This window comes from Halomonas sp. 3H (assembly GCF_024206005.1).
Lineage (GTDB): Bacteria > Pseudomonadota > Gammaproteobacteria > Pseudomonadales > Halomonadaceae > Halomonas > Halomonas campaniensis.
The window spans coordinates 2,266,168-2,278,947 of the sequence record NZ_CP100360.1; the positions used below are offsets into that span (position 1 = coordinate 2,266,168).

Annotated in this window: 11 protein-coding genes; 8 read left to right on the forward strand and 3 right to left on the reverse strand. The window is 69.9% G+C overall.

Features of this window, described 5'->3' with window-relative positions; all coding sequences use genetic code 11:
- Window positions 1-35: 35 nt before the first annotated feature.
- Complete coding sequence (locus NFC98_RS10540) at window positions 36-1,010, reverse strand: TRAP transporter substrate-binding protein (protein ID WP_254274942.1); 975 nt, start codon at window positions 1,008-1,010, stop codon at window positions 36-38.
- Between the two features lie 279 nt (window positions 1,011-1,289).
- On the opposite strand from NFC98_RS10540, the gene NFC98_RS10545 reads away from it, so the two are divergent.
- On the forward strand, window positions 1,290-2,063 hold the full coding sequence (locus tag NFC98_RS10545) for an SDR family NAD(P)-dependent oxidoreductase (protein WP_254274943.1): 774 nt from the start codon (window positions 1,290-1,292) through the stop codon (window positions 2,061-2,063).
- Here the strand turns inward: NFC98_RS10545 and NFC98_RS10550 are convergent.
- Window positions 2,038-2,937, reverse strand: coding sequence for a LysR family transcriptional regulator (locus NFC98_RS10550; RefSeq protein WP_254274944.1), 900 nt, complete (start codon window positions 2,935-2,937; stop codon window positions 2,038-2,040). The two genes, NFC98_RS10545 and NFC98_RS10550, sit on opposite strands and share 26 nt — an antisense overlap.
- A gap of 151 nt (window positions 2,938-3,088) precedes the next feature.
- Between NFC98_RS10550 and NFC98_RS10555 the strand changes: the two genes are divergently transcribed.
- Together NFC98_RS10555 and NFC98_RS10560 are read left to right on the forward strand one after the other, a co-directional pair.
- A complete protein-coding gene (locus NFC98_RS10555) occupies window positions 3,089-4,294 on the forward strand; it encodes a CaiB/BaiF CoA-transferase family protein (protein ID WP_254274945.1) in 1,206 nt (401 codons plus the stop codon).
- 27 nt (window positions 4,295-4,321) lie between these two features.
- A complete protein-coding gene (locus tag NFC98_RS10560) occupies window positions 4,322-5,248 on the forward strand; it encodes a hydroxymethylglutaryl-CoA lyase (RefSeq protein WP_254274946.1) in 927 nt (308 codons plus the stop codon).
- Window positions 5,249-5,339: 91 nt separating this feature from the next.
- Here the strand turns inward: NFC98_RS10560 and NFC98_RS10565 are convergent, their stop codons facing one another.
- Complete coding sequence (locus NFC98_RS10565) at window positions 5,340-6,038, reverse strand: GntR family transcriptional regulator (RefSeq protein WP_254274947.1); 699 nt, start codon at window positions 6,036-6,038, stop codon at window positions 5,340-5,342.
- Window positions 6,039-6,206: 168 nt separating this feature from the next.
- Here NFC98_RS10565 and NFC98_RS10570 point away from each other — a divergent pair, with 168 nt between their 5' ends.
- The 5 genes from NFC98_RS10570 to NFC98_RS10590 all read left to right on the forward strand — a co-directional run bounded on the left by NFC98_RS10570 (window position 6,207) and on the right by NFC98_RS10590 (window position 12,776).
- Window positions 6,207-7,772, forward strand: a complete 1,566-nt coding sequence (locus NFC98_RS10570; RefSeq protein ID WP_254274948.1) for an ABC transporter substrate-binding protein — start codon at window positions 6,207-6,209, stop codon at window positions 7,770-7,772.
- A gap of 108 nt (window positions 7,773-7,880) precedes the next feature.
- The gene (locus NFC98_RS10575; RefSeq protein WP_254274949.1) at window positions 7,881-8,858 is read left to right on the forward strand and encodes an ABC transporter permease; all 978 of its coding nucleotides are present in this window, start codon (window positions 7,881-7,883) and stop codon (window positions 8,856-8,858) included.
- Window positions 8,855-9,691 (forward strand): ABC transporter permease, encoded by an 837-nt coding sequence (locus NFC98_RS10580; protein WP_254274950.1) that lies wholly within the window; start codon window positions 8,855-8,857, stop codon window positions 9,689-9,691. The genes NFC98_RS10575 and NFC98_RS10580 overlap by 4 nt, the downstream gene beginning before the upstream one ends.
- Window positions 9,692-9,694: 3 nt before the next feature.
- Window positions 9,695-11,335, forward strand: coding sequence for an ABC transporter ATP-binding protein (locus NFC98_RS10585; protein WP_254274951.1), 1,641 nt, complete (start codon window positions 9,695-9,697; stop codon window positions 11,333-11,335).
- 46 nt (window positions 11,336-11,381) lie between these two features.
- A complete protein-coding gene (locus tag NFC98_RS10590) occupies window positions 11,382-12,776 on the forward strand; it encodes an FAD-binding oxidoreductase (RefSeq protein ID WP_254274952.1) in 1,395 nt (464 codons plus the stop codon).
- Window positions 12,777-12,780 lie beyond the last annotated feature (4 nt).

The window sequence follows — 12,780 nt, forward strand, 5'->3', positions numbered from 1 at the left end:
CCGAGATCGTCGAATCAACCCATCAGGCCCTGGCGTCATTCACCGCCCAGGGCATCGTCCATCACGCCATCGGCCATCTCGGCGAGGATCCGCTCGATGGCCGGCATGGCCGCCTCGCGGAAGGCCGCCACGTCGGGCTCGATGATGGTCATGCCCTCCTTCTGCAGCTCCTCGAGGTAGAACTCGTCGAGTTCGCGCTCGCGCTCGGTGCCGTGCTGGCGCGCCACCTCGATGGCCTCGCTGATCAGCGCCTGGTCATCGGCCTCCAGGCCGTCCCACCAGCGCTTGCTGGCCACCCAGTTCCACGGGAACATCACGTGGCTGGTCAGGATGATGTGGTCCTGGACCTCCCACAGCCGGCGGGTATAGGGCGAGGAGAGGGAGTTCTCGTGGCCGTCGACCTGGCCGGTCTGCATGGCCAGGTAGATCTCCGGCGCCGGCACGTTGACCACCTGGGCGCCGATCTCCTCCCACACCTGCAACCACACCGGCAGTGAGGGCAGCCGCAGGCGGAAGCCCTGCAGGTCCTCCGGCGAGTGGATCGCCTTGTTGGCGGTCATGTGCCGCGGGCCGCGGTGCTGGGTGCCGAAGTACTTGATGCCGCCCTTCTCCTCGGCGATCTCCACCAGCCGCTGGCCGGAGGGACTCTCCATGTAGGCGTCCACCTCTTCCCAGGTGGAGAAGACGAAGGGCACGGTGATGGCGTCATACTCCGGCGCGTACTGCTGGCGCCAGTTGCCGCCGGTGATGGAGAGCTGGGTCTGGCCCAGGTTGAGCAGTTCGAGCACGGCGTTCTCCCCGCCCAGCGAGCCGGCCAGGAAGGGGCGGACGTTGAAGCGGCCCGGGGCCTGCTCCTCGAGATACTCGGCGAAGCGCTCGACGGCGGCGCTCTCGGAGCCGCCTTCGCTCATGGTGTTGTTGACCTGGATCTCGATGGTGCTGGCCAGCGCGAAGGGGGCGGCCGCGGCCAGGCCCAGGCTGGCGAGGGTGGCAAGTAGCGTCTTGCGCATGTGACGTTCTCCCGGCGGTATTGTCGTTATGGGGGTGCCGCCACGCGGAAGGCGGCTCCGGCACCCTGATCTTGGGACAAGCCTCGTCCCGGCTCAAATCGAGGTTGGAGAAGGCAGGCTTCGTGAATCACGATGTCAGAAGATAGCGCGATCTCGCGCGGGCTGTCGGCGGACACCTTGCCCGTTACGACCAAAGGAGGATATCCCGGCGACTATTCCCGAGCCCCCAATGCGAAGTATCCATCGCCTGACGCCACACGACTGCCTGGAGGGTTCATCATGCACGAAGCCAGCCCCGTTGCCTTCATCACCGGCGCCACCTCGGGCATCGGCGAGGCCTGTGCCCACCGCTTCGCCGAGGCCGGCTGGTCGCTGGTGCTGACCGGGCGACGCCGCGAGCGGCTCGAGGCCCTGCAGCAGGCGCTCGGCGAGCGCGTGCCGGTGCATGTCGCTCCCTTCGACGTCGGCGACCCTGACGCCGCGGCCCGCGCCATCGATGCCCTGCCCGCCTCCTTCGCCGCCGTGCGGCTGCTGGTCAACAGCGCCGGCCTGGCCCTGGGCAAGGGGCCGGCCCAGGAGGCCGAGCTCGCCGACTGGCACCGCATGATCGACACCAACATCACGGGCCTGGTCAACGTGACGCGCCTGCTGCTGCCGCGGCTCATCGCCACCGGCCCCGGGGCAACGGTGATCAACATCGGCTCCATCGCCGGTCACACCCCCTACCCCGGCGGCCACGTCTACGGCGCCACCAAGGCCTTCGTCGAGCAGTTCAGCTACAACCTGCGCTGCGATGTCAGCGCCGCGGGGGTGCGCGTGACCGACCTGGCCCCGGGCATGACCGAGAGCGAATTCACCCTGGTGCGCATGAAGGGCGACGCCTCGGTGGTCGGCGACTACTACCGCGGCACCCGGGCGCTGCAGCCCCGCGACGTGGCCGAGCAGGCCCTGCACATCGCCGAGCTGCCGCCCCACGTCAACATCACCCGGCTGGAGATCGCCCCGCTCTGCCAGCAGTGGTCGCCCTTCACGGTGCTTCGCGACGACGGATGAGATGGTCGACCAGGTGGCGAGCCGTCACCGGCAACGTCTCGTAGCGGCGCATGCCGATCACCAGCTCTCGCCAGGCCCAGTCGTCAGCCAGCGGGATGCTGCACAGCGCCAGGTCGCGCAGGTCGCGGTAGATGGTGCGCTGGGGGAGCACGCCGACCCCCATGCCGTGGTGGATCATCCGGCAGATGGCGTCGAAGCTGCGCACCTGGATGCGCATGCGCAGCGTCCGGCCGGCGCGGCTGGCCTGCTCGTGGAGCAGCGACTGCAGCGAGGCGTCCTGCTGCAGGCCGACGAAGTCGTACTCGGTGGCCTCGTGGAGGCACAGCGACTCACGCCCCGCCAGGGGATGGTCGCGGGGCGTCACCAGCACCAGCCGGTCGCTGCGATAGGGCATCACCTGGAGGTCCTGGGCGGGCACGTGGCCGGCGAAGATCCCCAGGTCGGCCAGGCCGTCGCGCACCGCCGCGATCACCTCGCTGCTGACCCGCTCCTGCAGGTCCAGCTTGATCTGCGGGTAGTCCCGCGAGAAGTCGCTCAGGTCGCGGGGCAGGAAGGCGATGATCGCCGAGGTATTGGAGTGGATGCGCACGTGGCCGCGGATGCCCTCGCCGTACTCGCTGAGCTCGGCGTGGAGGCGCTCGACGTCCTCCAGGATGCGCCGCGCATGGTGCAGGAAGGCCTGACCGGCCGGCGTCAGCTGCACGCCCCGGGAGCGTCGGTAGAGCAGCGGCGTGCCGACCAGCGCCTCGAGGTCGCTGATGCGCTTGCTTACCGCCGCCAGCGCCAGGTGCTCACGCTCGGCCGCCGCGGTCAGGCGCCCCTCGTCGGCCACGGTGACGAACAGCTTCAGGGTCAGGAAATCGAAACGGCGCATGGGGCCCCCGGGTGAAGGGATCGACGGACGATATCGCGGCACTATACCCGCAGGTTCGTTATCCACGAAACCAAGCTTGTCGATTGCCTAATGGCAGGCCGCCGGCTCCATGCCCCATGATAGGCCGAAGACCGCACAAGGAGTCTCCCCCATGACGACCCCGGAAACACGTCAGCTCCCTCTGGCCGGGCTGAAGGTGATCGAGCTGGGCCAGCTGATCGCCGGCCCCTTCGCCACCAAGCTGCTGGGCGAGTTCGGCGCCGACGTGATCAAGATCGAGCCGCCGGGCACCGGCGATCCCCTTCGCAAATGGCGAATGATCGAGGACGGCACCTCGCTCTGGTGGCATGTCCAGACCCGTAACAAGCGCTCCGTCTCGCTGGACCTGCGCACCGCCGAGGGCCAGGACCTGGTCCGGCGGCTGGCCGCCGATGCCGACGTGCTGGTCGAGAACTTCCGCCCCGGCACCCTGGAGCAGTGGGGGCTGGGCTACGCGGCGCTGTCGGCCGCCAACCCCGGGCTGATCATGGTGCGCGTCTCCGGCTACGGCCAGACCGGCCCCTACCGCGACAAGCCGGGCTTCGGGGTGATCGGCGAGGCCATGGGCGGCCTGCGCTACCTGACCGGCCAGCCAGGCGAGCCCTCCGTGCGCGTCGGCGTCAGCATCGGCGACTCCCTCTCCGCGCTCTATGCGGTGATCGGCACCCTGCTCGCCCTCCAGGAGCGGCAGCGCAGCGGGCAGGGCCAGGAGATCGACGTGGCCCTCTATGAGTCGGTGTTCGCCATGATGGAGAGCCTGCTGCCGGAGTACGACGCCAGCGGCCAGGTCCGCGAGCCCAGCGGCAGCGCCCTGCCCGGCATCACGCCCTCCAATGCCTATCGCACCCGGGACGGCGACTACGTGCTGATCGCCGGCAACGGCGACAGCATCTTCAAGCGCCTTATGCGCGTGATCGGCCGCCCCGAGCTGGCCGAGGACCCCGAACTGGCCCACAACGACGGCCGCACCCGCCGCGCCGCGGAGATCGACGCCGCCATCGAGGCGTGGAGCCGCCAGCACGGCCGCGACGAGATCCTCGCCGCCCTGGACGAGGCCCGGGTGCCGGCCGGCTACCCCTACACCGCCGCCGACATCGTCCATGACCCCCACTACCTCGCCCGGGAGATGATCCAGTCGTTCACCCGGCCGGACGGACGGCCGCTGAAGGTGCCCGGGGTGCTGCCCAAGCTCAGCGCCACCCCCGGGCGCCTCGGCCAGGGCGGGCCCGCCCTCGGCGCCCATACCGAGGAGGTGCTCGACGAGCTGGGCATCGACGAGACGACCCGCGCCAAGCTGCGCGACGCCGGCATCATCTGACCCCCCGACCGACCCAGGATTTCCATCATGACCCAGCTGCAGTTCAACGAGGTGGCCCCTCGCGACGGTTTCCAGATCGAGGCGACCTTCGTGCCCACCGCGGCGAAGATCCGCCTGATCGACGCCCTCTCCGCCACCGGCCTGACCCGCATCGAGGCCACCTCCTTCGTGTCGCCCAAGGCGGTCCCGGCGCTGGCCGACGCCGCCGAGGTGGTGGCCGGCATCAGGCGCCGCCCGGGGGTGGGCATCACCGTGCTGGTGCCCAACGTCAAGGGCGCCGAGCGGGCGCTGGCCGCCGGCGTCGACGAGATCAACCTGGTGATGTCGGCCAGCGACTCCCACGGCCTGACCAACCTGCGCATGACACCGACGCAGTCCCTCGAGCAGTTCGCCGCCATCGTCGAGGCGGTGCGCGCCCAACCACAGGGCCGGGAGCTCTTCATCAATGCCTCGCTCTCCACCAGCTTCGGCTGCCCCTTCGAGGGCGCAGTGCCCGAGGCCCGGGTGCTCGACCTGGTGGAACGCCAGCTGGCGCTGGGCGTGCAGGCGGTGACCCTCTGCGACACCACCGGCATGGCCAACCCGGCCCAGGTGGCCCGCCTCTGCGAGGCGGCGCAGGCACGCTTCCCGGGCATCCCCTTCACCCTGCACTTCCACAACACCCGCGGCATGGGGCTGGCCAATGCCCTGGCCGCCTGGCAGGCCGGCATCACGCGCTTCGACGCCTCCCTGGGCGGGCTCGGCGGCTGTCCCTATGCCCCGGGGGCCACGGGCAACGTCTGCACCGAGGACCTGGTGCACATGTTCGAGCAGATGGGGGTGGCGACCGGCGTCGACCTGGACGGCCTGCTGGCCGCCTCGGCCACCCTGCCCGAGCTGGTGGGGCACGAGACCCCGGGGCAGGTGGTGAAGGCGGGCAAGGCCGACCGGCGCTATCCCATGCCGGCCCGCTGATACCGGCGCCCATGCCGGCCCGCCGATACCGGCGCCCATGCCGGCCGGCACCACCGCGCCCCAAGCGTGGCCCGGTCGTTCGCCGCCGGCCTCAGTGGGTCGCGGTCGGCACGCGCGACTCGCCGACCCCGCGCACGACATAGTCCCGCGCCACGCCGATGTGGTAATCGATCGCCTCCCGGCAGCGCGCCGGATCGCCGCTGGCCAGCGCGTCCAGCAGCAGGTGGTGGCAGTCGGCGATGGTGTCCGGGTCCTCGTGGGTCTTGGTGATCAGGGTGATGCACAGGCGCAGCTCGTGGGCCAGGTCGTCGAAGCCCTTGAGCAGCCGGCGGTTGCCCACCGCGGCGATCATCATGCGGTGGAACGCCAGGTCCTCCTCGATGCGCCGGCTCTCGCTGCCGCTCGCCGCGGCCTCGCAGAGCACCTCGACCTGGCGGTGTAGGGCCCGAAGGGTCTCGGCCGAGCAGGCGTGGGCCAGGTGCTCCATGGCGTGGCGCTCCAGGCAGAGCCTCAGGTCGAAGATGTCCTCGAGCTCGCCCGCGTCCAGGGCCCGCACGAAGAACCCGCGGCGCGGCTGTGACACCAGCAGCCCCCGGCTCTCCAGCAGCCTGGCGGCCTCGCGGATCGGGGCCCGGCTGACCCCCAGCGCACGGGCCAGCCCCACCTCCGAGAGCCGCTCCCCGGGGATGAAGCGCCCGGCGATGATCGCCTCGGTGAGGTGATCGGCCACCTGGTCGACCAGGTTGGGCGACCGGATCGCCCGGAAACCCTCGCTCTGCGACTCGGACATCCCTGCACCACCCCTCGGACTTTGACCCAGACTGCGCTCATTATGGCCGACACTGCGGAGTTGTCGACCGTCGATTGCCGACTGTCGACAGTTTGCCGAGGCGCTGCTAGGTTCATTCAGGTGGCTTCTCGTACCGAACAACAACCGCAACAATCGGGGGACAGCACCATGAAGACTCCACTGGCCATCGCCATCGCCGCGGCGGCACTCTCCACCACGGCCCTCTCCACGGCGGCCCTGGCCGACGAACCTAAGACGGGCGGTACCCTCAACACCATCATCCAGCCCGAGCCGCCCGGCCTGGTGCTGGGCATGATCCAGAACGCCCCGACGCGCACCGTGGCCGGTAACATCTACGAGGGGCTGCTGCGCTACACCACGGACCTCGAGCCGATTCCCCAGCTGGCCGAGTCCTGGGAGACGAGCGACGACGGCCTGACCTGGACCTTCCACCTGCGCGAGGGGGTCACCTGGCACGATGGCGAGCCCTTCACCGCCGCCGACGTGGTGTTCTCCGCCGACGTCTTCCACCGCGAGCTCAACCCCAGCGCCCGAGCGGTGCTGCAGCACGTCGCCTCCATCGAGGCCACCGACGACCACACCGTGGTCTTCACCCTCGAGGAGCCCTTCGGTCCCTTCCTGATCTCCTTCGAGGCCGGCACCTTCACCATGGTGCCCAAGCACATCTACGAGGGCACCGACTTCCGCGACAACGAGGCCAACAACCACCCCATCGGCACCGGCCCCTTCAAGTTCGACAACTGGGACCGCGGCACCGTGATCCAGCTGGTGCGCAACGACGACTACTACGAGGAGGGGCTGCCCTACCTCGACGGCGTCAACTGGCACATCATCCCCGACGGCGCCTCCCGCGCGGTGGCCTTCGAGAACGGCACCGTGGACGTGCTGCCCAACGGCACCATCGAGAACTTCGATATCCCGCGCATCTCGGCCATGGACAACGTCTGCATCACCGACGAGGGCCACGAGTACTTCAGCCCCTTCGCCATGCTGTGGATGAACAACCGCGAAGGGCCTACCGCCGACAAGCGCTTCCGCCAGGCGGTGATGTACGCCATGGACCGCGAGTTCGCCCGCGACGTGCTGTGGAACGGCCTGGGCAACGTGCCGCTCTCCTCCTTCGGCTCCAACGCCCGCTTCCAGCACGACGGTCTCGAGCCCTACGATCACGACCCGGAGCGCGCCCGGGAGCTGCTCGAGGAGATGGGCTACGACGGCGAGGAGGTCCGCCTGCTGCCGCTGCCCTACGGCGAGACCTGGACCCGCTGGGCCGAGGCCGTGCAGCAGAACCTGCGCGAAGTGGGGGTCAACGTGCGCACCCAGGCCACCGACGTGGGCGGCTGGAACCAGCGCCTCTCCGACTGGGACTACGACCTGGCCTTCACCTTCCTCTACCAGTACGGCGACCCGGCGCTGGGTATCTCGCGTACCTACCTCTCCAGCAACATCGAGAAGGGCTCGCCCTGGAACAACGTCGAGGGCTACGAGAACGAGCGCGTCGACGAGCTGTTCAACGCCGCCGCCACCGCCTTCCCCGACGAGGAGCGCGAGGCCCTCTACCACGAGGTCCAGGAGATCCTCCACGAGGATGTCCCGGTGGGCTGGCTGCTCGAGCTCGGCTTTCCGACCCTCTACCGCTGCGACGTCAAGGACCTGATCAACTCCAGCGTCGGGGTCAACGAGGGCTTCCGCGACGCCTGGCTCGACCGGTAAGGGACCTGCCGGCCGCCGCTGGCGGCCGGCACCCCCGCACCCGACCAGGCTCCACTGACGACGCGGGGCGGCTCGCCGAGCCGCCCCATCCCCCGCCGAGGGAACCCCATGCTCTATGCCAGACTGATCCTGTCACGGCTCGCCAAGGCCGTGGTCGTGCTGTTCCTGATCGTGATCTTCAACTTCTTCCTGATCCAGATGGCGCCGGGCGATCCCGCCGCCATCCTGGCCGGCGAGGCCGGCGCCACCGACGAGGAGTTCCTGCGCCAGCTGCGCGAGCGCTTCGGCCTCGACCAGCCGCTCCACGTGCAGCTGTGGCGCTACGTCTCGGGCATCGCCATGCTCGACTTCGGCTGGTCCTATCGCCAGCAGATGCCGGTGCTGGACCTGATCCTGGCCCGCCTCCCCGCCACCCTGCTGCTCACCGGCACCGCCTTCGTGCTGTCCCTGGCGCTGGGCATCGTCGCCGGCTCCCTGGCCGCCGCCCGCGTCAAGAAGCCCTCCGGCTCGCTGATCATGGCGCTGGCCCTGGTCTTCTATGCCACCCCGCTGTTCTGGGTCGCGCTGATGGCGGTGGTGCTGTTCTCGGTCTACCTGGACTGGCTGCCGGCCTACGGCATGGTCACGGTGGGCGCCGGCCACACGGGGCTGGCGCTGGTGCTGGACGTCGGCAAGCACCTGATCCTCCCCGCCACCACCCTGGCGCTGTTCTTCATGGCCATCTACACACGCATGACCCGCGCCTCGATGCTCGAGGCCAGCCAGCAGGACTACGTCAAGACCGCCCGCGCCAAGGGGCTCTCGCCCGGCGTCATCCAGCGACGGCATATCCTGCGCAATGCCCTGTTGCCGATCATCACCCTGGCGGGCCTGCAGGCCGGCCAGATGGTCGGCGGCGCCATCCTCACCGAGACGGTGTTCGCCTGGCCCGGCATCGGCCGGCTGATGTACGAGGCGCTCATGCAGCGCGACTACAACCTGCTGCTCGGCATCTTCTTCTTCTCGGCCGCCCTGGTGATCGTCTTCAACATCATCACCGACCTGGTCTATCGCCTGGCCGACCCGCGCATCAAGGAGGGGTCATGAGCTTCTTCGCCCGCTTTGCCCAGAACCGCGGCGCCCTGATCGGGCTGATCATCCTGGTGGCGATCATCCTGATGGCCATCCTGGCCCCGGTGCTCTATCCCGAGTCGCCCTGGCGCATGGTGCAGCGCCCCTTCCTGGCGCCCATGGAGGTGGAGGGCTTCTGGCTCGGCACCGACACCATGGGCCGCAACGTGGCCGCCGGGCTGATGCACGGCGCCTGGGTCTCGCTGCTGATCGGCCTGGTCTCCACCGTGGTGGCGCTGGCCATCGGCGTGCCGCTGGGGGCGGTGGCCGGCTACTACGGCGGCCTGATCGACGACGCCCTGATGCGCTTCACCGAGTTCTTCCAGACCATTCCCAACTTCGCCCTGGCCATCGTGCTGGTGGCGATCATGCAGCCCAGCGTCACCTCCATCGTGCTGGCCATCGCGCTGGTCAGCTGGCCGCCGGTGGCGCGCCTGGTGCGCGCCGAGTTCATGTCGCTGCGCCATCGCGAGTATGTGGAGGCGGCGCGCCTGGTGGGCCAGACCAACCGCACCATCATCCTGCGCCAGATCCTGCCCAACACCCTGTCGCCGATCATCGTGCTCGCCTCGCTGATGGTGGCCACGGCCATCCTGCTGGAGTCCGCCCTCTCCTTCCTGGGACTGGGCGACCCCAACGTGATGTCCTGGGGCTACATGATCGGCGCGGCGCGCACGGTGATCCGCCAGGCCTGGTGGCTGAGCTTCTTCCCGGGGCTGGCGATCCTGCTCACCGTGCTGGCCCTCAACCTGGTGGGCGAAGGCCTCGACGACGCCCTGAACCCGAAGCTCGCCCGCGAGCGCTCGTGAGGAATGCCCATGACAGCCACTGACACCACCTCACCCGCACCGGTACTGAGCCTGCGAAACCTGACCATCGCCCTGCCCGCGGGGGCCGACCGCGATCACGCCGTGGAGGACGTCAGCTATGACGTCGCCCGCGGCGAGATCCTCTGCGTGGTGGGCGAGTCGGGCTCGGGCAAGTCCATGGCCGCCAACGCCATCATGGGCCTGCTGCCCAAGGGGGTGCGCCCGGTGGGCGGCCAGGCGCTGTTCGACGGCCAGGACCTGCTCAGCCTCACCGAGAAGCAGCACCGCCAGCTGCGCGGGCTGCGCATCGGCATGATCTTCCAGGAGCCGATGACCGCCCTGAACCCGCTGATGCGGGTGGGCGCCCAGATCGCCGAGGTCTTCGAGGCCCACGGCCGGCTGACCAGCCGGGAACGCCAGGAACAGGCGCTGGCCCTGCTCACCGAGGTAGGCATTCCCCAGCCCGAAAAGGCGATCCGCGCCTACCCCTTCCAGCTCTCCGGCGGCCAGCGCCAGCGGGTGATGATCGCCATGGCCCTGGCGCTGGAACCGGAGCTGCTGATCGCCGACGAGCCCACCACCGCGCTGGACGTCACCACCCAGGCCCAGATCCTCGAGCTGATCCGCGACCTCCAGGCCCGCCGGGGCATGTCGGTGATGTTCATCACCCACGACTTCGGCGTGGTCGCCGAGGTCGCCAACCGGGTCTGCGTGATGCGCCACGGGCGGATCGTCGAGCTCGGCGACGCCGAGACGGTGCTCAAGCATCCCCGCCATGCCTACACACGGGCGCTGATCGAGGCGATTCCCAGCGACGTGATCCCCGAGGCCCGCGGGGCCGAGACCGATACCGCCCTGCTCGAGGTGACGGGGCTCAACAAGGTGTTCCGCTCCAGGGGCGGTCTCTTCAAGCCGGCCCGGGAGGTGCATGCCCTGCAGGACGTCTCCTTCTCGCTGGTCAAGGGCGAGACCATCGGCATCGTCGGCGAATCGGGCTCCGGCAAGTCGACCCTGGGCCGCTGCATCGTACGTCTGGAGCGCCCGGACAGCGGCCACCTGAGCCTCTCAGGCACCGACTTCATGCACCTCAAGGGCGAGGCACTGCGCCGCGAGCGCCACCGGGTGCAGATGATCTTCCAGGACCCCTACGCCTCGCTGAACCCCCGCACCCGGGTGGGAATGGCCATCGCCCAGGGCCCCATCGCCAACGACGTTCCGAAGGCCAAGGCGCTGGCCCGGGCCGACGAGCTGCTGGAACTGGTCGGGCTCGGCGGCACCGCCGACCGCTTCCCCCACGAGTTCTCCGGCGGCCAGCGCCAGCGCATCGGCATCGCCCGGGCGCTGGCCCTAGACCCCGAGCTGATCGTCGCCGACGAGGCGGTCTCGGCCCTGGACGTGTCGATCCAGGCCCAGATCCTCGAGCTGCTCGAGGAGCTCAAGCAGAAGCTGTCGCTGTCGCTGCTCTTCATCACCCACGACCTGCGGGTTGCGGCCCAGATCTGCGACCGCATCATCGTCATGCAGCACGGCCGCATCGTCGAGCAGGGCCCGGCTCGCGATGTCTTCCTGGCCCCGCAGGCGGCCTACACCCGCGAGCTGCTCGACGCCATCCCCGGCCGCGAGCACGAGCTCGCCGATGCCTGACAGGCTCACCCACAACAGGCTCACCCACAAGGAGACCAGGGAACGAATGGATGCCCTGCTGAAGGAGATCGCCGAGCGGATCGGCCCGGCCAACGTGCTGGTGGGCGACGACGTGGCGGCGCGCCGGGTCGACTGGCTCACCGGCGCACCCTGCCGTGCCGGCGCCATCGTCCGACCCGGCTCAACAGACGAGCTGGCCGCGGTGATGCGCGCCTGCCATGCGGCCCGCCAGCCGGTGGTCACCCACGGCGGCCTGACCGGGCTGGTCCACGGCGCCGAGGCCGCCCCGGAGGAGCTGGCCATCTCGCTGGAGCGCATGAGTGCCATCGAGGAGGTCGATCCGGTGGGAGGCACCCTGACCGCCCAGGCCGGCGCCCCGCTGCAGCGGGTCCAGGAGGCGGCCGAGGCGGTCGGCCTGCAGTTCCCCCTCGATCTGGGCGCCCGCGGCAGCTGCACCATCGGCGGCAACATCGCCACCAATGCCGGCGGCATCCGCGTGATCCGCTACGGCATGATGCGCCAGCAGGTGCTGGGGCTGGAGGCCGTGCTCGCCGACGGCCGCGTGATCAGCTCCATGAACCACATGCTCAAGAACAACGCCGGCTTCGACCTCAAGCAGCTGTTCATCGGCAGCGAGGGCACCCTGGGCATCGTCACCCGGGCGGTGCTGCGCCTGCAGCCCCCCACCCCGGACGTGCAGACGGCGCTGGTGGCCTGCCCGAGCTTCACCGCGCTGACCGGGCTGCTCGGGCACATGGGGCGGGCGCTGGGCGGCAGCCTGGCGGCCTTCGAGGCCATGTGGCAGAGCCACTATCGCCTGCTCACCGAGGAGAGCGGCCGACACCCGCCACCGCTGGCGACCGACGCCCCCTTCTACGTGATCCTGGAGTCCCTGGGCACCGACCCGGTTGCCCACGCCGCCCAGTTCTCCCGGGCCCTGGAGGAAGCCCTCGAGGCGGCGCTGATCGACGACGCCGTGATCGCCCAGTCGGCCCAGCAGCGCCAGGGCATCTGGGCCATCCGCGAGGACATCGAGGGGCTGATCCAGGCCCTCTCGCCGCTCTTCACCTTCGACGTGAGCCTGCCGATCCCCGCCATGGAGCGCTACGTGACGGACCTCGAGGCGGCGCTGCACCGGCGCTGGCCCGAGGGCCGGCTGGTGACCTTCGGCCATCTGGGCGACGGCAACCTGCACCTGTCGGTGGGCGTCGGCGACAAGGCGCCGGCGACCCGAACAGCGGTGGAATCGCTCGTCTACACCCCGCTGGCCGAACTGGGCGGCTCGGTCTCCGCCGAGCACGGCATCGGGCTGGAGAAGCGCGACTACCTGGCGATCTCCCGCACCCCGGAGGAGATCGCGCTGATGGGCACCCTCAAGCAGGCGCTGGACCCGCTGGGGCTGCTCAATCGCCACAAGGTGCTGCCCCACGGGGCAGGCTGAGCCG